The following is a 24,724-nucleotide window of genomic DNA, read 5'->3' as shown; positions in this document are numbered from 1 at the left end:
ACTAGACGACCTCCTTATTCCGTACAACCCGGATAAATAGTGCATACGCGACCATCCGGCATTTTGAAACTACTAAAGTCCTTATAGTTACCAAGGCAATACGAATCACGATCTTCGAAGCCTTTCCCCATACAACGCTTCCAGCCACCAGGAACCTTAACCCACGTATCCCCCCAGCCAGGCCTTTCCTCATCAGCCATTTTTATTTTCAGCTTCACTGTTTTACCGGGCAACTGATCGAGGGTGTATGCGCCAATGGGTCGACCTTTCACCACGCGCCCCTGTGCATCCATGGCCTTGCAATCGAGCAACTTTATTATGTACCGCTCGGGGCCGACCGTACGGAATAGCCACTGGCACTGGCCGTTAAACTCACTCACGCCAGAAGAGTCAAACTTACCTTTTATTGCCTCATCAAAACTGACACGCGTCGCAACAGCGGCTGAGTGAGCGCTAAAGTCAGAACGACCTTCCCCATAGACTGCATAAATCCCCAGCTCGACACGATAGATAACAAGCGGACAACCCTTGACCGTCCGATAGATGGGCACCTCTATGCTAGGTTTGTATTTCTCCCTATGAGGCATCCGCCATCGCTGGTTGTAGCCAACGTGGGGTTTCTTGACTGTACACCGCTCTCTATTGACTGGCACATACTGCGCAAGCGCCTCGTAAGTAAAACCGGAAGGCATATCAGTTGTGAAAATGAAGCTTTCCGATTTGGCAATAGCACAGCCGGCCGCCAGGACCATGAAGCCCCCGACAGACAGTCCTTTAAATATCCGTATCATTGAAACTTTCCCCCTGTAAAAATCGCACTTCCTGATAAACCCGCTGAAAATGATCTTCCGGCGTTTCCCCAAATCTCGCCTGCCAACGTGCCATTTGTTTACCGTCCACATCCTTCAACGCCTGAATCAGCAAGAACTCCAAGCGCTCCGGCCATAGCCACCCCCACTCGTCAGCCCGCTCCAGCAGCCCCTTGAGCCACAATTGCGGATCCTGCCGCTGCGCCACCCGGGCGTAGGCCTCCACATGCTCCGCAAGCAAGTAGCGATGGGCATTGAGTTCACGCATATAACCCGCTTGCTGCCGATCAGTCGGCACATGCCACCAGGCAGGCTCTTGGGGAACCGGATAGCTACCTGGCGCCGGATTCCCCTGAACGCGCCACTGCTCCCCCTCCCAGTAGCAAATGCTGATGGCCGGCCCGAGATACTCAGGTAGTTGCCCCTCGGCCAAATGCCTCAGCGCCCGGCTCAACACACGGTTGTCGTGAAACCGGTACAGCGCCTGATGCGGCCGCTCGCCGACAATCAACCGCTCGCGCCAATGCTCGACCAGCCCTTTCAACCCCACCTGCGGCGCAACGCTGGCCAGCCACCCCCAGTTCCGTTCGGGCGCCTTGAACAACGTGTCCAGCAGCCCATCGTGGGGGGTGTCGATCAGGAACATGAAGGGCCCCGCATCCACCAGTTCGGCGACCGGCGTATCGCCGTAGACGCCGTGAAACGACTCAAGCACGCAGTGGTTCAGCAACGCCTGGCCCGCTTCGGTCTCACCCTCGGAGTCGAGGATCAGGCACAGCGCATGCCCCAGGCGATGCTGCTCGGTCATCCATTGATTCGGCGCAACGCTACTCATGGCGTGGCTCCTGCGCTCAGGCCACCCTTGCAGGCCTCGCAGATGGGGCAGAAATCAGGCCCTTGCACTTTGCACAGCAGCATCGATGCACGTTGGGACGGGGCGATCGCCGGAGGCAGCGAAGCTACTGCCAGCGCCGCCTGGCTACCTGGCATTACCGGGTTGGCCGCCGTGCCCGTGGCCGGCACGCCGCCGACCACGATCTCGGTGCTGCTGAAGATGCCGCCCGGGCCGATCACGAGGTGCTGGTCGCCACCTTTGAGGGTGATGCTGACGCCTGCATCGAGAACCAGGCTGGCCCCCGCCTTCAGGTGCACCTGCTGTCCAGCTTCGACGACCAGGGCCTGGCCTACTCGGGTATGACTGCTGTTGGCGACCTGCAAGTAGTCGTTGGCCTTGAGCTCGACCTTGCGGTCGGCAGCGACGGTGCGCTGCTCTTCGGCTTCCAGCAGCGAGATGCTGTTGCCCTTTATGGTTTCATGGCGCTGGTTGCCGACCTCGAGCAGGCTGTCGTGGCCAACCCGCTGCTCCAGGTCGCGCTGGGCACGCAGGCAGATCTTCTCCTGCCCGGCACGGTCCTCGATCGACAGTTCGTTATAGCCGCCGCTGTGCGGGTAGCTGCTGCTGCGCAGCACGGTCCTGGTCTTGTGCGCAGGCAACAGGTAGGGCGGCGGCGTGCGCTGGTTGACCACGCAGCCGGTGATCAGCGGCTGGTCGGGATCGCCTTCGAGGAAGGTCACCACCACCTCCATGCCGACCCGCGGAATGGTCACGGCACCGAAGTTCTCGCCAGCCCAACTGGACGACACGCGCAACCAGCGGCTGCTTTGCTCGTTGCCCGGCCCGGCACGATCCCAGTGGAACTCGACCTTGACCCGTCCGTACTCATCGCAAAAGATTTCTTCACCCGCAGGTCCGGTGACACGGGCCGTCTGGCTCACCAGGGCCACCTGGCGGGTGACCAGCGGCGGCCGGTAGAACACATCCCAGGGAATGGCGCTGAAATGGTTGCGATAGCCCTGGAGGAAACCATCCGCTGTATCGCTGCCGCTGGCCACCGACTCTTCGAGCACCTGTGGCTGCCTGCCCTGGTGATGGACCTCCAGCAGCAGCCACAAGTCGTTGAGTTTCTGTCGCGGGTGACCGCTCAGGGTGAAGAAATGCCCGCTGCGCAGCGTCGGCTGATCGCTGTGCCCATGGGCCAGACGATAGTCGACGCGGTGACGCTCCAGCGCCTGCTTGGCCAACTGCTTGCCGCGTGCCAGGCTGTCCATCGCCTGCGGGTAGCGATAGTCCTCCAGCGCCGGGGTGAACTCGGCCAGGTACTGGTTTTCCAGCACCAGGCTGGGTCGCTGCCAGTCGTAGTCGCGGCGGCTGGCCTTGTTGGTGCGGGTACTCAAGCGCATGGAAAACGCACTGATCACCGGCTGATCCGCCACCAGGCCACTGCCCTGCCGATAGTGCGTGGTGTCGAGTGTGGGGAAGAAGGCCTGGTCGTCGGTGAACACCAACTTGTGGCCATCCTCGCTGTGCTGGTGATGCCAGGCGATGCCTTCCTCGCTGCACAGGCGCTGGATGAAGGCGAAGTCGCTCTCCCCGTACTGCGTGCAGTACTCGCGCTTGGGGCTGGCCCCGACATGGAAGATATAGCTGTCGGCGAGGATGCCGTGGGCCTGAAGTACCTGGGCGATGATCTTCGGCACCGTCTGCTGCTGGAAGATCCGCTGGTTGTGGCTCAATTGCAGGTAGTGCAGCGAGGGCACGAGCGTAAGGTGGTAGCGGGTCAGACGTTTGCCTGCCTGTCCGACGAGCATGTCCTCGATTCGCCCGTGCAGCCCTTCACCGCCCAGACCAAAGCGCAGGAACGCCGGCTGGCCCAGCAGGCTTTCCAGGTCGACCTCGGGGTTTTCGCTGACCAGTTCGATGTGGATCGCGTAGAGGCTACTGAGGGCTTCGGTTCCGGCAAAGGCGAGTACCTGGAAATCGTGACGAACCGTCGGGATGAGCAGGTCGAAATACGCCGTGCTGGCGGAGTCGAACATAGGCTTGTCCTTAAGAAGGGCATGACAACAACAGGCCTTGGCCTGGTCTCCCCACTCCCTTGGGGATATGCATTGCACGTTTGGAAAACGCAGGCATGGGTGCTTGAAACGGCACCGACAGCCCTGCGAGCCGATGAGCACGGCAAGCGCCTGAAGCGCGCTGATCGCGACAAATTTCCGGGCTCAACCTACAGATCGACGTAGATAAAAACTTGCTGAAAACACCACCCCTCAAGAGAAAGCGAAACGTCCTACGCAATTCACCTACCTGCGGTTGCCGAATGTGTAAACATTTGACGCCCTGTCGATTCGATGGTCAGATGCGCGCCAGTTTCAGGTGCCCTGCGCCGCCGCGCGCAGGGTGAAACGGGAAGCCGGTGCGTCGTTGTCACGACAAGTCCGGCGCTGCCCCCGCAACGGTAAGCGAGCGAACCCTTCGACAGACCACTGTGCGACTGCATGGGAAGGTGAAGGCTTCATGCCCCTCGCAAGCCCGGAGACCGGCCTGGAACCTCACTTGGCAACCCGCGGTGGGCGGGCGCAGGCCGGTATCCGCGTGCGCGCCTGCGTCACAGGGTTCGCCCATGCGTGTTTTTCCACCGGGATGCATCTCTTCCTGCAGCAGTGGAACGACATGTCCCGATTCAACCAGCTTCACACCCTCGCGGCCTGCCTGGCCGTGTCCCTGCCGACCCTGGCCGACGAGCGCAACGCCCCGCTCACCCTGCCCACCACGGCTATCACCGACAGCCGCGATGCGCAAGCCATCGACCTGGCCACGCCAACCCAGGCCGGCTCGCGCCTGAACCTCAACGCCCTGGAAACCCCGGCCAGCACCAGCAGCCTCAGCGAAGCGCAGATCATCGGGCGCAACAACCAGACCGTGCAGGATGCCGTGACCCGCTCGCCGGGCATCACCTTCATCGGCACTCCGGGCGACGGCGGTACCGGCCTGTCGGCGCGCGGCTTCACCGGCCAGAGCTCGGTGATGACCCTGCTCGACGGCTCGCGGATGCATGTCGGTGCCGGCACCCTCACCTACCCGGTCGACCCGTGGATGGTCGAACGCATCGACGTGATCCGCGGCCCGGCCTCGGTGCTGTATGGCGAGGGTGCCACCGGCGCGGTGGTCAATGTGATTCCGAAGAAACCCTTCACCGGCGAGATCCGCAACCACCTGCGCCTGGGCTATGGCTCCTGGGACCGCCAGCAGCTCGGCCTGGACAGCGGCGGCAGCCTGGACGAGCGCCTGAGCTATCGCCTCACCCTGAACCAGCAGGCCGGCAATGGCTGGGTCGACCGCACCGACTCGCGCAGCCTGACGCTGTCGGCCGCCCTGCGCTTCGATGCCACGGACGACCTGAGCTTCACCCTCTCCCACGAGCGTGGCGACGCGCAACCGGCCAACTACTACGGCACCCCGCTGATCGACAGCCATCTGCGCGACAGCCTGCGCAACAAGAACTACAACGTCAGCAACGACCAGCAACGCTACCATGACGAATGGACGCGCCTGAGCAGCGACTGGCAGATCAGCGACAGCCTCAGCGCCAGCAACCAGCTGTACTACATCAAGAGCCGCAGGCATTGGCGCAATGCCGAGTCGTATACCTGGGATGCACAGGCGGCGCTCGTCCAGCGCGGCCGTTTCATGGAGATCCGCCACGGCCAGGAACAGGTCGGCGATCGCCAGAGCTTCACCTTCGATCACAGCCTGTTCGGCCTGGCCAGCAAGACCGTCGTCGGCGCCGAGTACAACAGGATCCGTTTCACCGTCGACAGCAATGCGCCCTACGACGATGGCGGGCGCGATCCGCTCGCCCCGTGGCAACCGGCGCCGGGTAGTTTCCACAGCGCCAGTGCGACCCGCCCGCAAACCTTTTCCAAGGTCAGCACGTTCTCCCTGTTCGGCGAAAACCGCACCCAACTGAGCGATCGCCTGTCGCTGGTCACTGGCCTGCGCCGCGACCAGAATCGTCTCGACTTCCACGACCTGAGCAGCAGCACCCGTTCCGACCGGAGCCTGCAAGGCGGCAACTGGCGTGCCGGCCTGGTGTTCGCGGTGACCGACGCGTTGTCGCTGTATGGCCAGTACTCCACCAGCGAGGACGGCGTCGGCGACCTGCTCACCCAGCGTCCTGGCGACCGCCTGGACCTGACCGAAGCCCGGCAGACCGAAGTGGGCCTCAAGCAACGGTTCTGGGAGGACCGCGGCGAATGGACCCTTGCGGCCTATCACATCGTCAAGAAGAAACTGCCGGTCTACAACCAGGTGACCCACGACAGCCAGCAGGCCGGCCAGCAGACCTCCGACGGCCTGGAGGCCAGTGTCGAGCTGGCGCTGGGCAACCAGTGGCACGTTTCGGCCAATGCGGCGCTGCTGCGCGCCAGATACGATGACTTCATCGAGCTGGACGGTAACGACATGCCCCAGGACCGCGCCGGCAAACACCCGCAGGACGTCCCGCGGCGCACCGCCAACCTCTGGCTGAGCAAAGGCTTCGGCCAGGACCTCGACGCCGGCCTCGGCCTGCGCTATGTGGACGTTCGCTACAGCAGCGCAGCCAACGACCAGCGCGTACCCGGCTACACCGTGGTCGACGCCAACATCGGCTGGCAGGTGCTGCCCGACGTGCGCCTGGGCCTGCAGGTGAACAACCTGTTCGACAGGGTGTACGCCCAGTCCAGCTACAGTGGCGAGCAATGGCTGCTGGGCGCGCCACGCTCGTATTTCGCCACGCTCGACTACAGCTTCTGAATCGGCGATGCATCGGGCGCAGGCGCTCGATGCATTTGCCCCGGGCAGCGAACCCATGGCATAGATGCGGGTCCATCCCTTCATGTGACCCGCACGTCATCACCGGAGAGCCACCCATGAGCAAGCCCGCCTACGTACCGCCCAAGGTCTGGACCCACCAGGCGCCTTCCGGCGGCCAGTTCGCCAGCATCAATCGCCCCGTGGCCGGCCCGACCCACGACAAGCCGCTGCCGGTGGGCAAGCAACCGTTGCAGCTCTATTCGCTGGCCACGCCCAACGGCGTCAAGGTCACCATCCTCCTGGAAGAACTGCTCGCCCTCGGCCACGCCGGTGCCGAGTACGATGCCTGGCTGATCCGCATCGGCGAAGGCGATCAGTTCGGCAGCGGTTTCGTCGGGGTCAACCCGAACTCGAAGATCCCCGCCCTGCTCGACCGCAGCGTCGAACCGCCGGTGCGGGTGTTCGAGTCCGGCTCGATCCTGCTGTACCTGGCCGAGAAATTCGGGGCATTGCTGCCCAAGGATCCTGCCGCTCGTACCGAAAGCCTGAACTGGCTGTTCTGGCAGATGGGCGCGGCACCCTACCTGGGCGGCGGGTTCGGCCACTTCTATGTCTATGCCCCGGAAAAGTTCGAGTACGCCATCGACCGCTTCAGCATGGAAGCCAAGCGCCAACTGGATGTGCTCGACCGGCGCCTGGCCGAGAGCGCCTACCTGGGTGGCGAGGCCTACAGCATCGCCGACATCGCCGTGTGGCCCTGGTACGGCCAGTTGGTGCGCGGCAACCTGTATGGCGCGGCGGAGTTTCTCGCGGTGCACGAGTACCCGCACGTGCAGCGCTGGGCCGAGGCCATCGCCCAGCGCCCGGCGGTGCAGCGCGGCACCCGGGTCAACCGCACCTGGGGCGACGAGGCCAGCCAGGTGCGCGAGCGCCACTCGGCCGCGGACCTGGACTGAACCGCCACCTCTGTCCGGGGCTGCTTCGCGGCCCCGGCAAGTCCAAGCCGGACGCCCTCATCGGCACGATGACAGCGCTGGCCGCTGCATGCCGTGCTGCATAAAGGCTTTTCCCCCGCGCAAGCCTGCGTCCACCGCAGCCTTCTTGTACACTCGCCGCACTAGCCCCCACCTGTACATTTTGGTGACAGCATGATCGAGGTAACCGAGGTTTCCATTGCCGAACTGCGCGACGCGCTCGAGTCCGGCCGCACGACCGCCGTCGAACTGGTCAAGGCCTACCAGGCGCGTATCGATGCCTATGACGGCAAGGACACCGCCACCGCCCTGAACGCCGTGGTCGTTCGCAACCCCGAGGCACTCAAGGAAGCCGAAGCCTCCGACGCCCGCCGCGCCCAAGGCCAGACCCTCGGCCCGCTGGACGGCATTCCCTACACCGCCAAGGACAGCTACCTGGTCAAGGGCCTGACCGCCGCCTCCGGCAGCCCGGCGTTCAAGGACCTGGTCGCCCAGCGTGACGCCTTCACCGTCGAGCGCCTGCGCGCCGGCGGCGCCATCTGCCTGGGCAAGACCAACATGCCGCCCATGGCCAACGGCGGCATGCAGCGTGGCGTCTATGGCCGCGCCGAAAGCCCGTACAACGCCGCCTACCTGACCGCGCCGTTCGCCTCGGGCTCGTCCAACGGCGCCGGTACCGCCACCGCCGCCAGCTACAGTGCCTTCGGCCTGGCCGAGGAGACCTGGTCCAGCGGCCGCGGTCCTGCATCGAACAACGGCCTGTGCGCCTACACCCCATCGCGCGGGGTCATTTCGGTACGCGGCAACTGGCCGCTGACCCCGACCATGGACGTGGTGGTGCCCTACGCCCGGACCATGGCCGACCTGCTGGAAATCCTCGACGTGGTGGTCGCCGATGACGCCGACACCCGTGGCGACCTGTGGCGCCTGCAGCCATGGGTGCCGATCCCAGCCGCCTCCAGCGTGCGCCCGGCGTCCTACCTCGACCTGGCAGCAGATGCCACGTCGCTCAAAGGCAAACGCTTCGCCGTGCCACGCATGTACATCAATGCCGACCCTGACGCCGGCACCTCGGAAAAACCCGGCATCGGTGGCCCGACCGGCCAGCGCATCCACACCCGCGCCAGCGTCATCGCGCTGTGGCAACAGGCGCGCCAAGCCCTGGAAGCCGCCGGCGCCGAAGTGGTCGAGAGCGATTTCCCACTGGTCTCCAACTGCGAAGGTGATCGCCCGGGCGCACCGACCGTGTTCAACCGTGGCATCGTCAGCAAGGAATTCCTCCACGACGAGCTGTGGGAACTGTCCGGTTGGGCCTTCGACGATTTCCTGCGCGCCAACGACGACCCCAAGCTCAACCGCCTGGCCGATGTCGACGGCCCGCAGATCTTCCCCCACGACCCGGGCACCCTGCCCAACCGTGAGGACGACCTGGCCGCGGGCATGGACGAGTACGTCAACATGGCCAAGCGCGGCCTGAAGACCTGGGACCAGATCGCCACCGTGCCCGATGGCCTGCGCGGCCTCGAACAGACCCGCAAGCTCGACCTGGAAGACTGGATGGACGCCCAGGGCCTGGACGCGGTGCTGTTCCCCACCGTGGCCGACGTCGGCCCGGCGGACGCCGACGTCAACCCGCAGTCGGCGGACATCGCCTGGAGCAACGGCATCTGGGTCGCCAACGGCAACCTGGCGATCCGTCACCTGGGCGTACCGACCGTCACCGTGCCGATGGGCGTGATGGCCGATATCGGCATGCCGGTGGGCCTGACCTTCGCCGGCCGTGCCTACAGCGACAACAATCTGTTGAAATTCGCTGCCGCGTTCGAAGCGACCGGCTCGCGCCGGATGATCCCGCCGCGCACGCCTAAGCTGGGCTGACCCTGCCTGCCCGCTTCTACTGCATCTGTAGAAGCGGGCTTGCCTGGCGTTGAAAGCATTGCTCGCCAAATCGCTCGCCAAATCGCTCGCCAAATTCAACCATCTGTGTAAAATTCAACACAGAATTGAATCAGGCGCCCCTCCATGTCCACTCTCGCGCTCCAGCACGAACGCCAACTCACCCTGACCGTCCTCAAGGCCGCCATCCAGGCCCTGGGCAGCGTGATCCCCGGCAACCTCGAAATCCTTCTGCACGACCTCGACCACCCGGAACACTCCGTGGTGGCGATCGTCAACGGTCATCTTTCCGGGCGCCGCGTCGGCAGCCCGATCCTCGCCGCCCCCGAACAGGACCAAGGCTTCAAGGCCCTGATGCAGGCCGCCACCGACCAGCAAGGCTGCCAACCGCTGGTGCTGCCCGACTACCCCACCACCCTCAAGGGCCGCACCCTGCGCAGTGCCACGGCGATCTTCCGTGACAGCGCCGGGCAAGCGTTTGCCAGCCTGTGCGTGAACAGCGACGTCACCGGCCTGGACGCCGCCATGACCTTCCTGCGCCACTTCCAGCCGCTGGGCGCGACACCTGCTCCGACCAGCAGCGCCGAGCCTGCCGAGATGACCGTGCTGATGAGCGAGATCATCCAGGACGCACTGCAGCGCAAGGGCCAGGGCCGCATGAACAAACAGGCCAAGGTCGAGGCCGTGCGAGTGATGCAGGAGCGCGGCCTGTTCATCGTCAAGGGTGGCGTGGAGAAAGCCGCCGAGGCCCTCGGCGTCACCCGCTATACCGTCTACAACTATCTGGAGCAGCTGCGTGGCGAACAGGCCACGGCTGTCCGCGACTGAGCCCGGAGCGCACCATGCCCTTGCATATCCATACCCCTCTGATCGAATCCCGTCCCCTCTCGCTGAGCACCGGCCGCACGGTCTGGCTCAAGCTCGAGGCCCTGCAGCCCAGCGGTTCGTTCAAGCTGCGCGGAGTCGGCCATGCCTGCGAAGTCCACCATGCACGCGGTGCTCGGCATTTCGTTTCATCCTCGGGCGGCAACGCCGGGCTCGCGGTCGCCTATGCGGGGCGCAAGCTCGGCGTGCCGGTGACCGTGGTGGTGCCCGAGACCACCCCTGAGCGGGCCCGTGAGCTGTTGCGCCTGGAGGACGCCACGGTGGTGGTGCAGGGCAGTTCGTGGCAGGAAGCCAACCAGCACGCGCAGACACTGCTCGGCGCCGACGATGCGTTCATCCACCCGTTCGACGACCCGCTGCTGTGGACCGGCCATGCCAGCATGATCGACGAAGTGGCCGAGGCAGGTTTCAAGCCCGACGCGGTGCTGCTGTCGGTCGGTGGCGGTGGGCTGCTGTGTGGCGTGATCGAAGGCCTGCAGCGCAATGGCTGGCACGATGTACCGGTGCTGGCGGTGGAGACCGATGGCGCGGCGTCGCTGCACGGAGCCATTGCCGCCGGCCATACGGTCGAGCTGTCGCGCATCGCCACGGTGGCCACTTCGCTGGGCGCCAAGCGGGTCGCCGAACAAGCGCTGAAATACAGCCAGTCACACCCGGTGCACAGCCACCTGGTCAGCGACCGCGAAGCGCTCATGGCCTGCGAGCGGCTGCTGCGCGACCACCGCCTGCTGGTAGAGCCGGCGTGCGGTGCGGCCCTGGCCCTGCTCGAGCACCCCGAGGCGATGGCGGCCTGGAACCATGTGCTGGTGATCGTCTGCGGGGGGGCCACGGCCACCCTGGAACAGATCCATGCCTGGCTGGAGCAGGCGCGATAGCCTGGCGATACCAAGACAGCCACCACGCAGCCTGCTTCGCCAGCAAGGCTGCTGGCTCCTGCCACCCAAGGCAGGACGGAAACGGCGATGGCTGTCGGTGAATCACTCATCGCTATATACTTTTGAATACATCGATTCAGAAGTAGCTCCACGCCATGCCCACCATCCGTGACCGCAACCTGCAACTGATCCTCGACGCCGCCAGCGAGGCGTTCGCCCAGCATGGCTTCGCCGCCGCCCGGGTCGACGATATCGCCCTGCGTGCGGGCCTGCCCCGGGCCAATGTCTTCTACTACTTTCGCAACAAGCGCCTGCTCTATGCCGCCGTACTCGACCTGGTCATGGAGCCGCTGCTGCACGCCTCACGCAGCCTGGTACCGGAAGCTGCGCCCGAACAGGCACTGCCACGCTACTTCAAGGCCAAGGCCGAGGTCGCGCGCCAGCACCCGCATGCGGTGCGGGTCTGGCTCAAGGAAATGCTGCATGGCGCACGACAGCTGCCAGACGCACGCGCGCAGGACATGCAGCGCAGCGCGCAGCAATGCCTGGCCTGCCTGACCCAATGGATGGAGCGTGGCCTGATCGCGCGGACCGCGCCGGAGCATCTGCTACTGTTCCTGTGGTCCACCCCGCTGGCCAGCTTCCGCTTTGGCGATGCCCCCGGCAACTCGGCGCGGGTCAGGCCTACGCGGGCCGCGACCCAGGCCTTGGCCGACATGCTCCTGCGCGGGCTGCGCCCACACCCGTTACCCGCGGGGCAGAAAGCCCTATCGCTATAGCAATACAAATACAACGAAAACGAGGATCACCTGCATGAGCACGGCCAACGCCGCCAAGGAAGCCGTAGGCGCTGCCTATCAGCTGGAACTGATGAAGCATGCCCAGCGCATGACCTGGGACGCCGTGACCCGCATCGCCCAGGGCGTACACCCCGGCATGCGCGAATCCCAGGCCCGTCAGCTGGCCGAGCAGGTGCTGACCGAGCTCGGCATGCAGCGCATCTGGCACCCCACCCACATCCGTTTCGGCGCCAACACCCTCAAGACCTTCAAGCAACGCTCCGATGGCGACCCGCAGTTGGGCGAGCACGACATTTTCTTCATCGACATGGGCGTGGTGTGGCAAGGCCACGAAGGTGACGCCGGCGCTACCTTCACCACCGGCGCCGACCCGCAGATGATCGCCTGTGCCGCCGCGGCCAGGACGCTGTTCGGCGAGGTGCAGGCGCACTGGCGCAACCAGGGGGTGACCGGTGTCGAGCTCTATGACTTCGCCGCCGCGCGTGCGCAGGCCATGGGCTGGACACTGAACCTCGACATCAAGGGTCATCGGGTCAGCGATTTCCCCCATGCCATCTACCGTGCCGGCGACCTGGGCGACTTCGCCGGGCAACCCAACGCCGGCCTGTGGATCCTGGAGATCCAGATCGCTCACCCTGAGCTGCCTTACGGCGCCTTCCACGAAGACCTGCTGGCCTGAACGCACATGGCACCGGCTGAGCCGGTGCTCGTGCCAGCGCACACCCTCCATCGGATTCTCCCTTCCCCTGGCCAAGCGCCCATCCGAATAGTCACATTGCGCTGTTCTACTGCGCCTGTCTCAAGCACAGAGACACCTTCACCCGCACTGGCCGGCACCGGGATGGCCCGCACCGCTGGCAACTCGGACGAAATGCGCCTCGCGCCCTTTCGTACCGCGGCAAGTGAAGGCACAATGCGTGTCCTTTTTTTGGCCGGCCTGGCCGGGGGCCTTTAAATGATCAAGACGCCGTACTACCTCATCGACAAACAGAAACTGCTGGGCAACATGGAAAAGATCGCCTATGTCCGCCAGCAGTCCGGGGCCAAGGCCCTGCTCGCCCTCAAGTGCTTCGCCACCTGGTCAGTGTTCGACCTGATGCAGCAGTACATGGACGGCACCACCTCCTCCTCGCTCTACGAGCTCAAGCTCGGCCGCCAGAAATTCGCTGGCGAGACCCACGCCTACAGCGTGGCCTGGGCCGACGACGAAGTCGAAGAAATGCTGGAGAACTGCGACAAGATCATCTTCAACTCCATCGGCCAGCTCGAACGCTTCGCCGAACAGTCCGCAGGCAAGGTCCGCGGCCTGCGCGTCAATCCGCAGGTGAGCAGCTCCGACTACCTGCTGGCCGACCCGGCGCGTCCGTTCAGCCGCCTCGGTGAATGGGACCCGGAAAAGATCGAGAAGGTGATCGAGAAGATCTCCGGCTTCATGTTCCACAACAACTGCGAGAACGGCGACTTCAGCCTGTTCGACAAGATGCTCACGCACATCGAGGAGCGCTTCGGCCACCTGCTGCACAAGGTCCAGTGGGTCAGCCTTGGCGGCGGCATCCACTTCACCGGCGAAGACTATGCGGTGGACGCGTTCTGCGCGCGCCTGAAGGCCTTCTCGGAACAGTACGGCGTGCAGGTCTACCTGGAACCGGGCGAAGCGGCCATCACCAACAGCGCCTCGCTGGAAGTGACCGTGCTCGACACGCTGTACAACGGCAAGCACCTTGCCGTGGTCGACAGCTCGATCGAAGCGCACCTGCTCGACCTGCTGATCTACCGCCTCAACGCCAAGATGGCCCCCAACGATGGCGAGCACACCTACATGGTCTGCGGCAAGTCGTGCCTGGCCGGCGATATCTTCGGCGAGTATCAGTTCACCCAGCCGCTGCAGATCGGTGACCGCCTGTCGTTCGTCGACACCGCCGGCTACACCATGGTCAAGAAAAACTGGTTCAACGGTCTGAAGATGCCTTCGATCGCGGTCAAGCAGCTCGACGGCAGCGTCGAACTGGTGCGCGAATTCGGCTTCGACGACTACGTTTCCAGCCTGTCCTGACGGACAGGCCCTTTGAAGTAAGGAGCAACAGGTAAATTGAAGAAGAACGTTCTTATCATTGGTGCAGGAGGTGTCGCCAAGGTGGTGGCCCACAAGTGCGCGCAGCATAACGACGAACTCGGTCGTATTGCCATCGCGTCACGGAACATCTCCAAATGCCAGGCCATCATCGACAGCGTCAAGGCCAAGGGTAGCCTCAAGGTACCCGCCGACATCCAGGCCTTCTCGCTCAATGCCCTCGATGTCGAGGCGACCAAGGCACTGATCCGCGAGACCGAATCGCAGATCGTGATCAACGTTGGTTCCGCCTTCCTCAACATGTCGGTGCTGCGCGCCTGCATCGATACCGGTGTCGCCTACCTGGACACCGCGATCCACGAAGAACCGGGCAAGATCTGCGAAACCCCGCCCTGGTATGGCAACTACGAGTGGAAACACCTCGAGGAGTGCCAGCAGAAGAACATTACCGCCATTCTCGGTGTCGGCTTCGACCCGGGTGTGGTGAACAGCTACGCGAAACTCGCGCAGCAGCAGTATTTCGACCGCATCGACTCGATCGACATCCTCGACGTCAATGCCGGTTCCCACGGCAAGTACTTCGCCACCAACTTCGACCCGGAAATCAACTTCCGCGAGTTCACCGGGCAAGTGTGGAGCTGGCAGAACAGCCAGTGGACCAGCAACACCATGTTCGAGGTCAAGCGCACCGACGACCTGCCGGTGGTGGGTTCGCAGAACCTGTACCTCACCGGCCACGACGAAGTGCACTCGATCTCGAAGAACCTCGACGTGCCGAACGTGCGGTTCTGGATGAGCTTCGGCGAGCACTACATCAATGTGTTCACCGTGCTGAAGAACCTCGGCCTGCTGTCCGAGCAGCCGGTGAAGACCGCCGAAGGCCTGGAAGTGGTGCCACTGAAAGTGGTCAAGGCCGTGCTCCCCGACCCGGCCTCGCTGGCCCCGGGCTACACCGGCAAGACCTGCATCGGTGACCTGGTCAAGGGCACCAAGGATGGCCAGCCGCGCGAGGTGTTCATCTACAACGTGGCCGACCACGAAGAGGCCTACGCCGAGACCGACAGCCAGGGCATCTCCTACACCGCCGGCGTGCCGCCGGTGGCGGCTGCCCTGCTGGTCGCCCGCGGCCAGTGGGACGCCGGGCGCATGGTCAACGTCGAGGAACTGCCGGCCGAGCCGTTCCTCAAGGCGCTGGACCTGATGGGCCTGCCGACCCGCGTGAAAGATGAGAAAGGCGATCGTCCGTGGGACGCTGAAGCCTAAGCTGCACGAAGAAGGGGCGCCAACAGGCGCCCCTTCTCTTTTTCCGTCACCGCGCCAGGTCCTGCCGGGCTGCCGAAGCCCTCGATTGCGCACCCGAACTTTATGTCCGGCCATGCCTGCGCTATCTTCGCCACGCTGCCGCGACAGCCGCCAATACCGGACGGAACCCTCCGCGCAGCGAAGGAAAATGCCAGCATGCTCTCCAGTCGTACCCTCACCCTGATCCTGGGTGTCGCCTTCATCATCCTCGACCAGTGGGTGAAACTGATCGCCCTGGTGGCCCTGAAGGACCACAGCTACGTCCTTGGCAGCCAGCCACTGTGGCTCGACATCAGCCTGAGCCTCAACCCCGGCGCATTCCTGAGCCTGGGCGCCGGGCTGGCGCCTGTGCTCAAGCTGCTGGTGTTCGTGCTGGCCGTCGGCCTGGTGTGCTGCTGGGCCAGCATCTGGGCCTTCAAGCAGTGGCAGCACGCCCCGGTAAAGGCTTGCGCTGCCTGGTTCATCGCCGTCGGCGGCCTGTCCAACCTGATCGACCGAGTGAGTCGCGACGGCCATGTGGTCGACTACCTGGTGCTCAACCTCGGGCCGTTGCACACCGGCGTGTTCAACCTGGCGGATATCGCCATCATGGCCGGTGCGGCCGTGCTGCTGGTGGACGCCTTGACCCGCCCCGGCAAGGGCTGAGGAGCGTCCCGCAAACAGCTCCAGCAGCGCCTTGTCGAAGACCAGGCGCTGCCACTGGCCCGCTCGCGCCCTCCCCGCATGCAACCTGAAAGCGCTATTGCGCCGGCGCCAGTTGCAGCACCTCGTTGGTGTAGCGCCACTCCTCCTGCACCTTGTCCGGATGCTCGTTCAGGCGAATGCCATAGGACGGCACGATCTCCCTGATCTTCGCCTGCCACTGCGGTGTCGCCAGCTTGTCCTTGAACACCCGGTTCAGCAGGTCGAGCATGATCGGCGGCGCGGTCGAGGCCCCTGGCGAAGCGCCCAGCAGGCCGGCGATGCTGCCGTCCTTCGAGGTGACGATCTCGGTGCCGAGCTTGAGTACCCCACCCTGGTTCTCGTCCTTCTTGATGATCTGCACCCGTTGCCCGGCCTGCCACAGGCGCCAGTCTTCCTTCTTCGCCTCGGGGAAATAGGTCTGCAGGGCCGCGAAGCGGTCATCGTCGGATTGCAGCACCTGGCCAATCAGGTATTGCACCAGGTCGAACTCGCGTACTCCGACCCGCACCATCGGCCAGGTGTTGTGCAGCGACATGCTGGCGAACAGGTCCAGCAGCGAGCCCTCCTTGAGGAACTTGGTGGAAAAGGTGGCGAACGGTCCGAACAGGATCATGCGCTTGCCATCGAGCACCCGGGTGTCCAGGTGCGGCACCGACATCGGCGGCGCGCCGGTGGCGGCGATACCGTAGGCCTTGGCCATGTGACGCTGGGCGATGGCCGGATTGTCGGTGACCAGGAACGAGCCCCCGACCGGGAAGCCGGCGTAGTCCTTGGCCTCGTCGATGCCGGACTTCTGCAGCAGCGGCAAGGCGGCGCCGCCGGCGCCGATGAACAGGAACTTGGCATCGGTGGCCGCCGTGCTGCCGTCCTTGAGGTTCTTGTACTCGACATGCCAGCTACCATCGGCGTTGCGGGTGATGTTCTCGACCTCGCTGGACAGTTTCAGGTCGAAATTCGGACGGGTCTGCAGGTAGCCCACATACTGGCGGGTGATTTCACCGAAGTTGACGTCGGTGCCGATCGGCGTCCAGGTTGCCGCCAGCTTCTGGTTGGGGTCGCGCCCCTCCATCATCAACGGCACCCATTTGGCGATCTGCGCGTTGTCCTCGGAATACTGCATCGGCTTGAACAACGGGCTGGCCTGCAAGGCGTCATAGCGCTTCTTCAGGAACTTGATGTTGTCATCGCCCCAGACGAAGCTCATGTGCGGGGTGGTGTTGATGAACGAACGCGGGTTCTTCAGCACGCCCTGACGCACCTGCCAGGCGAGGAACTGCCGGGTGACCTGGAACGACTCGTTGATCTCCACCGCCTTGCTGATGTCGATCTTGCCGTCCTTCTCCGGCGTGTAGTTGAGTTCGGCCAGCGCCGAGTGGCCGGTCCCGGCGTTGTTCCAGCCGTTGGAGCTCTCCTCGGCGACCTTGTCCAGGCGCTCGACCATCTCCATCGACCAGCCCGGCTCCAGTTCGCTGAGCCAGATCGCCAGGGTGGAGCTCATGATGCCGCCGCCTACCAGCAGCACGTCGACCTTCTTGTCCTCGGCGGCCTGGGCGGTCCCCAGGCCCATGGCAAGGCACAGGCCCCCGAGCAGCCATTTCGTCTTGTGGTTGATCTTCATGCGCACTCCCGCTTTCAGCTGTCCATGATCTGGAGATGAATCTGCAGTGAAGCGTAGCTGAGCGAAACACTGGGGTATTGCCGAAACGCAATGAAGCCCTGCACTTGCCATGAGCCACGGGGCGGAATACTGTATACACATACAGTACAACAGATCATTCCCATGCAACTGATCGCCAAGCTCGGCATCCTCGCCGACGCCGCCAAATACGATGCCTCCTGCGCCAGCAGCGGCGCGCCCAGGCGCAGTTCTCGTGGCCACGACAGCCTCGGCGCCACCGATGGCATGGGCATCTGCCACAGCTACACGCCCGATGGCCGCTGCGTTTCGCTGCTCAAGATACTGCTGACCAACTTCTGCCTCTACGATTGCCAGTACTGCGTCAACCGCCGCTCCAGCAACGTGCCACGCGCCCGCTTCAGCCCTGAGGAAGTGGTGCGCCTGACCCTCGACTTCTATCGGCGCAATTGCATCAGCGGCCTGTTTCTCAGCTCTGGCATCATCCGCTCGGCCGACTACACCATGGAGCAGTTGATCCGCGTCGCCCGCCTGCTGCGCGAAACCCATGGATTCCGCGGCTATATCCACCTCAAGACGATTGCAGATGCCGATCCGCTGCTGATCGAGGAAGCCGGGCTGCTCGCCGACCGCCTGAGCGTCAACATCGAGCTGCCCACCGACACCAGCCTCAGGCGCCTGGCACCCGAGAAAAAGACCAGCACCATCCACCAGGCCATGGCCGTGATCCACCAGGGCCAGCAGGCCGTCGCCGGCGAGCCGCGCGCGCCCCGCTTCACCCCAGCCGGACAGAGCACCCAGGTGATCGTCGGCGCCGACGCCACCGACGACAGCACCCTGCTGCGCAACGCCGAATCGCTGTACCACGGCTATGGCCTCAAGCGCGTCTACTATTCAGCCTTCAGCCCGATCCCCGACAGCCCCGCCAGCGTGCCGCTGGCCGTAGCGCCGCTGCTGCGCGAGCACCGCCTGTACCAGGCCGACTTTCTCCTGCGCGGCTACGGCTACAAGGCCGGCGAACTGCTTGCCGACGGCAACCTGGAGCTGGACATCGACCCCAAGCTGGCCTGGGCCCTGGCCAACCGCGAGGTGTTCCCCCTCGACCTGAACCGTGCCGAACCGGCGCTGCTGGCGCGCATCCCTGGCATCGGCCTGCGCAGCGTGCAACGCCTGGTGGCCTTGCGCCGCGAACGCAAGGTCCGTTACGACGACCTGATCCAGCTGCGTTGCGTACTGGAAAAGGCCCGCCCGTTCATCGTCACCAGCGACTACCGCCCGGCCCAGGGCGATGTACGCAGCGGCCTGCTGCGTGAACGCTTGCGCGAGCCCCAGGCGCCCGTGCAGATGGGGTTGTGGGGATGATCGCGCTGGACTGCGACGACTGCTTCGCCACTTGGCGTAACCAGGCACGCCGCTTGCTCGGGCATGGCGTCGACCCGGCCGAAGTGACCTGGAACCAGGGCCCGATGGGCGATCTTCTGGCCGCGGTCGCGCCACTGCCCGACGGCCCTGGCCCGTTTCGCGCGCGGATACCGGCATCGTTGCTGGCGCAACTGGAACAGGCTGGCCGCTACCGTGGCGAGCAACGTTGGAACCTGCTCTACGAAGTACTCTGGCGCGTCGCCCATGGCGACCGTACCGCCATGCTCGCGGGCGACCGCCTGGGGAGCGAGCTGCAACGGCGGATCCGCCAGGTCGGCCGCGAAGCCCATCACCTGCACGCCTTCGTGCGCTTCGTGCCGTTACCCGCCAGACTGGCCGAGCACTTGCAACTGGACCTGGTCGCCTACCACGAACCGGCCCATGACGTGCTCGACAGCGCCGCCGGCCATTTCGTCGACCGTCTGGGACGCCAGCGCTGGCTGATCGCGACCCCGCGCGAAGGCATCCGTTTCGATGGCCAGACCCTGGACTACCACCGCCAGTGCCCGGAAGACTGGCGGCAATGGGCGCGAAACGCCGAGGATCCGGAGGCCGAGCTGTGGCTCACCTACTACCGGCACACCTTCAACCCCGCACGGCTCAACCCCGACGCGCTGCGCCAGCACCTGCCCGAACGCTTCTGGCGCCACCTGCCAGAGGGCCCGCTGATTCCCGAACTGGTCGGCCAGGCGCGCCATGGCAAGCAGCGGGACGGCCAGGCGTGGGAAGTAGCCCAGCAGGCAGGCAAGCGGATCAGAAAAGCTGAAGGTTAAGTTGTCCGCCCACACGTCAGTCGATGAACAGCCCTGTACGTCGGCGCCGCTCGTCCGCTTCACGGCAGTCTTGCAACAATGCCTCGAGATGCTCTTCGAGCGCTTCCCAGCCAAGCACACGAAGCGCCTCGGCCGCCGCTTCCCGCAGCGCAACCCAATCCGGCTCCCGGAAAATCGGCCAGTCGCCACAACGCAAGGCCTCCTCGCTCAAGCCCTGGGCATGTCGCCAAACAGCCGCCAATGCCTCGCGCACTCGCGCTGGCAACTCCCCACCCCACGCCTCGAGCGCATCATGCACAGGCACGATGCGCCCGTACCAGGCCTCGCAGGCCGGGCACATCGGCGTGCTGTTGACTTGTGTATCCGCGTCCAGGGCCAGGTAGTCCAACGCTGGATACAGCGCTCCAAGCCCGAGGATGAGCCGATAGCGTTCCTCACCGAACCACTGCCAGACCTGACTGGCAAAATCGCCTTCTTCCGGTTGCACCAAGATGCTCTCCCTGTACCGCATCGACGTGCGATGAAGTCGCCATTCTAGAGCCAGTGCCTGCAGAATCCGAATATCCGCGGACCACTCTGACACAAGATTTGTCGCCAAGGTGTCCAGACTTATAGACTGGCGGGCCTTCCTTCGAGGTTCGCCCATGGCGCACATCACCGGGCGCAACGCGACCCTCTGCGGCCTGGCCGCCATCCTGCTGTGGAGCACGGCCTCGGGGCTGATCCGTGGTGTCAGCCAGCACTTCGGCGCCATTGGTGCGCCGCACTGATCTATACCCTTGGCGCCTTGTTGCTGGTGGCCCTGCTGGGCAAACCGCGCCTGCGCAAGGCCACGCCGCTCTACCTGGTCAGCGGCTCGGTCCTGTTCGTGACCTACGAGATCTGCCTGTCGCTGGCGCTGGGCTACGCCCTGGACAGCACCCAGGCCATCCAGTTGATGGTGGTCAACTACCTGTGGCCGAGCCTGACCGTGCTACTGGCCATCGTCATGAACCGGCAGGCCGCGCGCTGGTACATCGTGCCAGGTACCGTCCTGGCGTTGCTCGGCATCCTCTGGGTAGTCGGCAGCGACGGCCTGGCGCTGGACAGCGTGCTCGCCAACATCCGCTCCAACCCGCTCGGCTACGGCCTGGCTGCCAGTTGCGCGATCACCTTCGCGTTGTACTGCAACATCACCCGACGCTACGCCAACGGCCAGAACCATGTGGTGCTGTTCTTCCTGCTCACCGCCGTGGTGCTGTGGGGTAAATACGCCTTGAGCCAGGAAATCTTGCCAGCCTTCAGACTCGGTGCCAGCCTCGAGCTGGCCGGTGCCGGGCTGGCCATCGCCGGTGGTTACGCGCTATGGAACATCGGCATCCTGCGCGGCAACCTGACATTACTGGCCACCGCCTCGTACTTTGCCCCGGTGCTGTCCTCGGCGTTCGCCGCGCTGTGGCTCGGCGCCTGGTTGAGCGGCCAGTTCTGGCAAGGCGCGGCACTGGTCACCCTGGGTTCGCTGCTGTGCTGGCAGGCTACCCGTCCGCGCGACTGAGCGCAGCCTCGATGGCAGCGATGTCGATCCGGTCCATGGTCATCATCGCCTCGAACGCCCGCTTGGCAGCCGCAGGGTCAGGGTTGGCGATGGCCTGGGAAAGGACCCTCGGGGTGATCTGCCACGAGATGCCCCACTTGTCCTTGCACCAGCCACAGGCATTGGCCTGGCCACCGTTGCCGATGATGGCATTCCAGTAGCGATCGGTCTCGGCCTGGTCATCGGTGGCCACCTGGAACGAAAACGCCTCGCTGTGCTTGAAGGCGGAACCACCATTGAGTCCAAGGCAGGGGATGCCCATCACCGTGAATTCCACGGTGATCACATCCCCGGTCTTGCCCGCAGGATAGTCCCCGGGGGCCTTGTGCACGGCGCTCACCCGACTGTCGGGAAAGGTGCTGGCGTAGAAGTTCGCCGCGTCCAGGGCGTCGCCATCGAACCACAGGCAGATGATGTTCTTGGGGGTCATGTTCGCGTCTCCCGCGTGCCGAAGAAGTCACCCGAGTCTACCTCCCCAGCCCGCCCGGGCCGGCTTCGGCGATCAACGGCCGCGGATGTGCTTGCGCCCAGGCAGGCAAAGACCTGGGCCAGATCGCGGGTTTGACGCGCGCGCCAAGAGCGTTCAAGGTCGTGGCTTCGTGCTGGATTCCAGCCCCTCGACACGGAGCCCCCATGCATTTCGACCTGATCCAGACCCTGAGCCTGGCCGGCAAGCCCGACGTTCCCAACGATGACCGGATCGGCTGCGCCACGCGCCATGCCTGGGTCATCGACGGTGCCACCAACCTCGGCCCGCCCGGCCTGCTGGGCGAGCTCGGTGGCGCCGCCTGGCTGGCCAGCGCCGCGCAACGCGCTTTTGCCAGTGCCGACGAAGGGCCGTTGCAGGGGATCTGCGAACGCGTGTTCGATGCCCTCGCCCGTGACTACGCGCGTGATCGCCAGCGCGAACCTCTGGCGGCCTGGGAGCTGCCTCGCGCAGCCTTTGCCGCAGTGGCACTGGAGGGCGATAGCCTGGTCTGCGCGCACCTGGCCGACTGCGTGGTGCTGCACCGCGGCCAGGACGGCATCGCCTTCCTCACCCCGGAGCCCGACCGCGAGGCCGAGCGCGCCGAAGCCGCCGCCCTGGGCCCAGGTACTGGCGCCCATGGCGTGCGCACCCCTGCGGTACTTGCCGATCGCCGCACGGCCCGCGAGCGGCCACGGGCGGTACTGGGCGTCGATCCGCAAGCCTCCCGGGATGGCACCTTGTACACCCGTACGCCAGTGGCACGCGGCGACGACCTGCTGCTGCTGAGCGATGGTTTCGCCGCGCTGTTCGACACCTACCAGGTCCACACCCCGGCCAGTTTCTTCGAGCACCTGTGCCACCACGGCCTCGACGGACTGGCGCGGACACTGCGTGCCATCGAGCAGGAGGACGCAGCCTGCCTGCGCTATCCGCGCTTCAAGATGAGCGACGATGCTTCCGCCCTGTGGTTGCGCATCGGCTGATGCGGCATGTCCCTGTCCGACGTCGTGCGTTGATCCGTTGAAACTCCCGCGACACTACGTCGGTCACACCCTTGAGCCTGCAACATGGGCCGCAAGCCAAAGGAGAATGGACATGCCCTACCCTCCCACCTCACTCACTGGCGTCGCCTGGCCTTGGCTGGCGTGCTGGTCGCCTGCGTGCCCCTGGCCAGCGCCAACGCTGTACTGCTGGTCGGCGCGGTGGTCTCGCCGGACAGCAAGCGCGCTGGAAAACCGGTCCGGAACCTGATGCCCTGGCCATCGTGATACAGCCCGGGAAAAACAGCTGAGTCTTGTATCGCATTGGTAAAAAAAGGCGCCTCTGCGAGGCGCCAAAGTATCCACCCGTAACCAAAGGAGCGCGTCGGCTGCTCTGGGTGAATGCGCCAACTCAGAGAATCGACAGCGGGTACTCGACGATCACCCGCACCTCGTCCAGGTCCGACTCGAAGGCCGTGGCTCGAGTCGTGGCCTGGCGCACGCGCAACGACAGGTCCTTGGCCGGACCGGTCTGCACCACGTACTTGACCTCGATGTCGCGCTCCCAGCGTTTCTGCCCGGTGAGCGGATCGCCGTTGCCGTCGCGGCGCATGTAGTAGGCGTTGGCGTGGCTGTAGTCGGCGTCGCTGCCGCGTCCGTAGCGCGTCATGAATGACAGTCCGGGAATGCCGTAGGCGGCCAGGTTCAAGTCATAGCGCAGCATCCACGAGCGCTCCTTCGGCGAGTTGAAGTCGCTGTACTGGATGGAGTTGTCGAGAAAGATCGAGTCGGACTGGCGCAGGTAGTCGAAGTCGTTGTCGCCGTTGTTGCGCTGATGGGTCAGGGCCACCGTGTGGGCGCCGTAGCGCACGCCAAGCTTGGCGCTCCAGATATCGGTGTCGAAACGCCCCAGGCGTTGGCGCCCCTCGTCCCTGGCATTGTAGAAATTGAAAGCACCGATCAGCGCCAACTGCTCCGACAGCGGCCAGATCATGCTGGTACCCGCGTAGTACTGGTTCCAGACATCCTTCAGACGACTGCCGAACAGGCTGACACTGACGTTGTCGTTGATCGCGTAGTCGCCACCACCGTAGGCGATCCAGGGCGAGTCCACCGGCCCGCCATAGAAGGTCACGAAGGTGTCGCGCAGGTCGCTGGACACCGGCTGGCTCATCCCATGCAACCGCCCGGCCTGCAGCGTCAGCCCCGCCAGGCTGGTGTTCTCCAGGGTCACGCCGCGAAAGCTTTCCGGCAGCAGGCGCGAGTCGCCAGCCGCGACCACCGGGTTGGCCGGGAACACATCGCCAACTCGCAGCACGGTGTCGAGCAGGCGTACCTTGGCCGCACCGCCGACCTTGGTGTATTCGTCGCGCGCCTGGCCATCGCGGTCCACCGGCAGCACGTCGAACGAGCTGCGCCCGCCGTTACGCCCGCCGCCGGTGTCGAGCTTGAGCCCGAGCATGGCGAAGGCATCCACGCCAACACCCACGGTGCCTGGGGTGAAGCCGGACTCGAAGCGGGCGATGATGGCGTGGGCCCAGGCCTCGGAGTAGCCATTGTCGCTGGCCTTGCCACGGTGGTAGGTCGGCGCCGGGCCATCACGGTGGTCGCGGTTGAAGTAGTAGTTGCGGTTGAGCACGCTGAGGCGGCTGCCTTCGATGAACCCCTCCGGCGACGGCTCGGCGGCCCAGGCGCCAGGGCCGCTCAGCGCCAGCAGCGCGGCCAGGGGAAGTGTTGGACGGTTGGTCATCCGATGCTCCTTCGATTGGCTGTTCTTGTTGTCGGGCCTTGGCGCTGGAGCGTCCCTGGTCTGGCCAGATGCGCGCGCACCCAGCCCCTTCGGCCGAGGCAGATGCTCGCCGCTGGCGGATAACGGGAAGGTGAGCGCAGGATTACAATCGCGTCATGGGGGACGGGAACTAGGGGGTGGGCATCACGCC

At 64.8% G+C, this 24,724-nt stretch carries 21 protein-coding genes, 1 pseudogene and 1 riboswitch; of the genes and pseudogenes, 15 read left to right on the top strand and 7 right to left on the bottom strand.

Annotation, left to right across the window (positions count from 1 at the left end):
- Positions 1–14: 14 nt before the first annotated feature.
- From F3J43_RS17550 to F3J43_RS17540, 3 genes are read right to left on the bottom strand one after another with little or no spacing between them, the layout of a single operon-like run.
- A complete protein-coding gene (locus F3J43_RS17550; protein WP_166889326.1) occupies positions 15–791 on the bottom strand; it encodes a hypothetical protein in 777 nt (258 codons plus the stop codon).
- On the bottom strand, positions 775–1,644 hold the full coding sequence (locus tag F3J43_RS17545; RefSeq protein ID WP_166889323.1) for a DUF4123 domain-containing protein: 870 nt from the start codon (positions 1,642–1,644) through the stop codon (positions 775–777). Before F3J43_RS17545 ends, F3J43_RS17550 begins: the two co-directional genes overlap by 17 nt.
- The gene (locus tag F3J43_RS17540; RefSeq protein WP_166889320.1) at positions 1,641–3,686 is read right to left on the bottom strand and encodes a type VI secretion system Vgr family protein; all 2,046 of its coding nucleotides are present in this window, start codon (positions 3,684–3,686) and stop codon (positions 1,641–1,643) included. Before F3J43_RS17540 ends, F3J43_RS17545 begins: the two co-directional genes overlap by 4 nt.
- Before the next feature lie 318 nt (positions 3,687–4,004).
- Positions 4,005–4,209: riboswitch (cobalamin riboswitch) on the top strand.
- Here F3J43_RS17540 and F3J43_RS17535 point away from each other — a divergent pair.
- The 10 genes from F3J43_RS17535 (at position 4,165) to F3J43_RS17490 (ending at position 15,892) form a co-directional block, all read left to right on the top strand.
- Complete coding sequence (locus tag F3J43_RS17535) at positions 4,165–6,444, top strand: TonB-dependent receptor (protein ID WP_502706617.1); 2,280 nt, start codon at positions 4,165–4,167, stop codon at positions 6,442–6,444. (Overlaps the previous riboswitch by 45 nt.)
- Before the next feature lie 116 nt (positions 6,445–6,560).
- Positions 6,561–7,400, top strand: coding sequence for a glutathione-dependent disulfide-bond oxidoreductase (gene yghU / locus F3J43_RS17530; RefSeq protein WP_166889317.1), 840 nt, complete (start codon positions 6,561–6,563; stop codon positions 7,398–7,400).
- Positions 7,401–7,592: 192 nt separating this feature from the next.
- Positions 7,593–9,296 (top strand): amidase, encoded by a 1,704-nt coding sequence (locus tag F3J43_RS17525; RefSeq protein ID WP_166889314.1) that lies wholly within the window; start codon positions 7,593–7,595, stop codon positions 9,294–9,296.
- A 144-nt stretch (positions 9,297–9,440) separates the two neighbouring features.
- Positions 9,441–10,142, top strand: coding sequence for a helix-turn-helix transcriptional regulator (locus tag F3J43_RS17520; protein ID WP_166889311.1), 702 nt, complete (start codon positions 9,441–9,443; stop codon positions 10,140–10,142).
- 14 nt (positions 10,143–10,156) lie between these two features.
- A complete protein-coding gene (locus tag F3J43_RS17515; protein ID WP_166889308.1) occupies positions 10,157–11,074 on the top strand; it encodes a pyridoxal-phosphate dependent enzyme in 918 nt (305 codons plus the stop codon).
- Between the two features lie 155 nt (positions 11,075–11,229).
- Positions 11,230–11,853, top strand: a complete 624-nt coding sequence (locus F3J43_RS17510) for a TetR family transcriptional regulator C-terminal domain-containing protein (RefSeq protein WP_166889305.1) — start codon at positions 11,230–11,232, stop codon at positions 11,851–11,853.
- A 34-nt stretch (positions 11,854–11,887) separates the two neighbouring features.
- Positions 11,888–12,553 carry a M24 family metallopeptidase gene (locus tag F3J43_RS17505; protein WP_166889301.1) on the top strand — a complete coding sequence of 222 codons (666 nt, stop codon included), beginning with the start codon at positions 11,888–11,890 and terminating at the stop codon, positions 12,551–12,553.
- Between the two features lie 276 nt (positions 12,554–12,829).
- On the top strand, positions 12,830–13,927 hold the full coding sequence (locus F3J43_RS17500; protein WP_166889298.1) for a carboxynorspermidine decarboxylase: 1,098 nt from the start codon (positions 12,830–12,832) through the stop codon (positions 13,925–13,927).
- A gap of 36 nt (positions 13,928–13,963) precedes the next feature.
- Positions 13,964–15,208 (top strand): saccharopine dehydrogenase family protein, encoded by a 1,245-nt coding sequence (locus tag F3J43_RS17495; protein ID WP_166889295.1) that lies wholly within the window; start codon positions 13,964–13,966, stop codon positions 15,206–15,208.
- A gap of 195 nt (positions 15,209–15,403) precedes the next feature.
- Entirely contained in the window at positions 15,404–15,892 is a 489-nt protein-coding gene (locus F3J43_RS17490; protein ID WP_166889292.1) for a signal peptidase II, read from the top strand.
- Between the two features lie 94 nt (positions 15,893–15,986).
- On the opposite strand, the gene mqo is transcribed toward F3J43_RS17490, so the two are convergent.
- Positions 15,987–17,498 (bottom strand): malate dehydrogenase (quinone), encoded by a 1,512-nt coding sequence (gene mqo, locus F3J43_RS17485; RefSeq protein ID WP_286184746.1) that lies wholly within the window; start codon positions 17,496–17,498, stop codon positions 15,987–15,989.
- Between the two features lie 213 nt (positions 17,499–17,711).
- Here mqo and F3J43_RS17480 point away from each other — a divergent pair, with 213 nt between their 5' ends.
- Positions 17,712–18,929 (top strand): putative DNA modification/repair radical SAM protein, encoded by a 1,218-nt coding sequence (locus F3J43_RS17480; RefSeq protein WP_166889286.1) that lies wholly within the window; start codon positions 17,712–17,714, stop codon positions 18,927–18,929.
- Positions 18,926–19,762, top strand: coding sequence for a TIGR03915 family putative DNA repair protein (locus tag F3J43_RS17475; RefSeq protein WP_205297937.1), 837 nt, complete (start codon positions 18,926–18,928; stop codon positions 19,760–19,762). The genes F3J43_RS17480 and F3J43_RS17475 overlap by 4 nt, the downstream gene beginning before the upstream one ends.
- A gap of 16 nt (positions 19,763–19,778) precedes the next feature.
- Here F3J43_RS17475 and F3J43_RS17470 read toward each other — a convergent pair whose 3' ends face one another.
- Positions 19,779–20,249 (bottom strand): hypothetical protein, encoded by a 471-nt coding sequence (locus F3J43_RS17470; RefSeq protein ID WP_166889280.1) that lies wholly within the window; start codon positions 20,247–20,249, stop codon positions 19,779–19,781.
- A 166-nt stretch (positions 20,250–20,415) separates the two neighbouring features.
- Between F3J43_RS17470 and yddG the strand changes: the two are divergent.
- Positions 20,416–21,296: pseudogene (yddG, locus tag F3J43_RS17465) on the top strand (aromatic amino acid DMT transporter YddG).
- Here the strand turns inward: yddG and F3J43_RS17460 are convergent.
- Positions 21,277–21,765, bottom strand: coding sequence for a VOC family protein (locus F3J43_RS17460; protein WP_166889277.1), 489 nt, complete (start codon positions 21,763–21,765; stop codon positions 21,277–21,279). The pseudogene yddG and the gene F3J43_RS17460 sit on opposite strands and share 20 nt — an antisense overlap.
- 203 nt (positions 21,766–21,968) lie before the next feature.
- On the opposite strand from F3J43_RS17460, the gene F3J43_RS17455 reads away from it, so the two are divergent.
- Positions 21,969–22,787, top strand: coding sequence for a protein phosphatase 2C domain-containing protein (locus F3J43_RS17455; RefSeq protein WP_166889274.1), 819 nt, complete (start codon positions 21,969–21,971; stop codon positions 22,785–22,787).
- An 84-nt stretch (positions 22,788–22,871) separates the two neighbouring features.
- Complete coding sequence (locus F3J43_RS17450) at positions 22,872–23,072, top strand: hypothetical protein (protein ID WP_166889271.1); 201 nt, start codon at positions 22,872–22,874, stop codon at positions 23,070–23,072.
- 124 nt (positions 23,073–23,196) lie between these two features.
- On the opposite strand, the gene F3J43_RS17445 is transcribed toward F3J43_RS17450, so the two are convergent.
- Positions 23,197–24,534: an OprD family porin gene (locus F3J43_RS17445; protein ID WP_166889268.1), complete on the bottom strand. Its 1,338-nt coding sequence runs from the start codon at positions 24,532–24,534 to the stop codon at positions 23,197–23,199.
- Between the last annotated feature and the right edge of the window lie 190 nt (positions 24,535–24,724).

The sequence above is a fragment of the Pantoea sp. Cy-639 genome (assembly GCF_011752525.1).
Taxonomy (GTDB): Bacteria; Pseudomonadota; Gammaproteobacteria; order Pseudomonadales; family Pseudomonadaceae; genus Aquipseudomonas.
The sequence above is the reverse complement of the archived record's forward strand: the minus strand, read 5'-3'. Positions and strand labels throughout refer to the sequence as shown.

Excerpts from the sequence above, each read along its gene's own strand:
- F3J43_RS17520 (WP_166889311.1), top strand. The coding sequence starts at position 9,441 with ATGTCCACTCTCGCGCTCCAGCACGAACGCCAACTCACCCTGACCGTC.
- F3J43_RS17550 (WP_166889326.1), bottom strand. The coding sequence starts at position 791 with ATGATACGGATATTTAAAGGACTGTCTGTCGGGGGCTTCATGGTCCTG.
- F3J43_RS17455 (WP_166889274.1), top strand. The coding sequence starts at position 21,969 with ATGCATTTCGACCTGATCCAGACCCTGAGCCTGGCCGGCAAGCCCGAC.
- F3J43_RS17480 (WP_166889286.1), top strand. The coding sequence starts at position 17,712 with ATGCAACTGATCGCCAAGCTCGGCATCCTCGCCGACGCCGCCAAATAC.
- F3J43_RS17500 (WP_166889298.1), top strand. The coding sequence starts at position 12,830 with ATGATCAAGACGCCGTACTACCTCATCGACAAACAGAAACTGCTGGGC.
- F3J43_RS17510 (WP_166889305.1), top strand. The coding sequence starts at position 11,230 with ATGCCCACCATCCGTGACCGCAACCTGCAACTGATCCTCGACGCCGCC.
- F3J43_RS17475 (WP_205297937.1), top strand. The coding sequence starts at position 18,926 with ATGATCGCGCTGGACTGCGACGACTGCTTCGCCACTTGGCGTAACCAG.
- F3J43_RS17490 (WP_166889292.1), top strand. The coding sequence starts at position 15,404 with ATGCTCTCCAGTCGTACCCTCACCCTGATCCTGGGTGTCGCCTTCATC.
- mqo (WP_286184746.1), bottom strand. The coding sequence starts at position 17,498 with ATGGGCCTGGGGACCGCCCAGGCCGCCGAGGACAAGAAGGTCGACGTG.
- F3J43_RS17505 (WP_166889301.1), top strand. The coding sequence starts at position 11,888 with ATGAGCACGGCCAACGCCGCCAAGGAAGCCGTAGGCGCTGCCTATCAG.
- F3J43_RS17460 (WP_166889277.1), bottom strand. The coding sequence starts at position 21,765 with ATGACCCCCAAGAACATCATCTGCCTGTGGTTCGATGGCGACGCCCTG.
- F3J43_RS17540 (WP_166889320.1), bottom strand. The coding sequence starts at position 3,686 with ATGTTCGACTCCGCCAGCACGGCGTATTTCGACCTGCTCATCCCGACG.
- F3J43_RS17535 (WP_502706617.1), top strand. The coding sequence starts at position 4,165 with ATGCCCCTCGCAAGCCCGGAGACCGGCCTGGAACCTCACTTGGCAACC.
- F3J43_RS17545 (WP_166889323.1), bottom strand. The coding sequence starts at position 1,644 with ATGAGTAGCGTTGCGCCGAATCAATGGATGACCGAGCAGCATCGCCTG.
- F3J43_RS17525 (WP_166889314.1), top strand. The coding sequence starts at position 7,593 with ATGATCGAGGTAACCGAGGTTTCCATTGCCGAACTGCGCGACGCGCTC.
- F3J43_RS17450 (WP_166889271.1), top strand. The coding sequence starts at position 22,872 with ATGGGCCGCAAGCCAAAGGAGAATGGACATGCCCTACCCTCCCACCTC.
- F3J43_RS17515 (WP_166889308.1), top strand. The coding sequence starts at position 10,157 with ATGCCCTTGCATATCCATACCCCTCTGATCGAATCCCGTCCCCTCTCG.
- F3J43_RS17445 (WP_166889268.1), bottom strand. The coding sequence starts at position 24,534 with ATGACCAACCGTCCAACACTTCCCCTGGCCGCGCTGCTGGCGCTGAGC.
- yghU (WP_166889317.1), top strand. The coding sequence starts at position 6,561 with ATGAGCAAGCCCGCCTACGTACCGCCCAAGGTCTGGACCCACCAGGCG.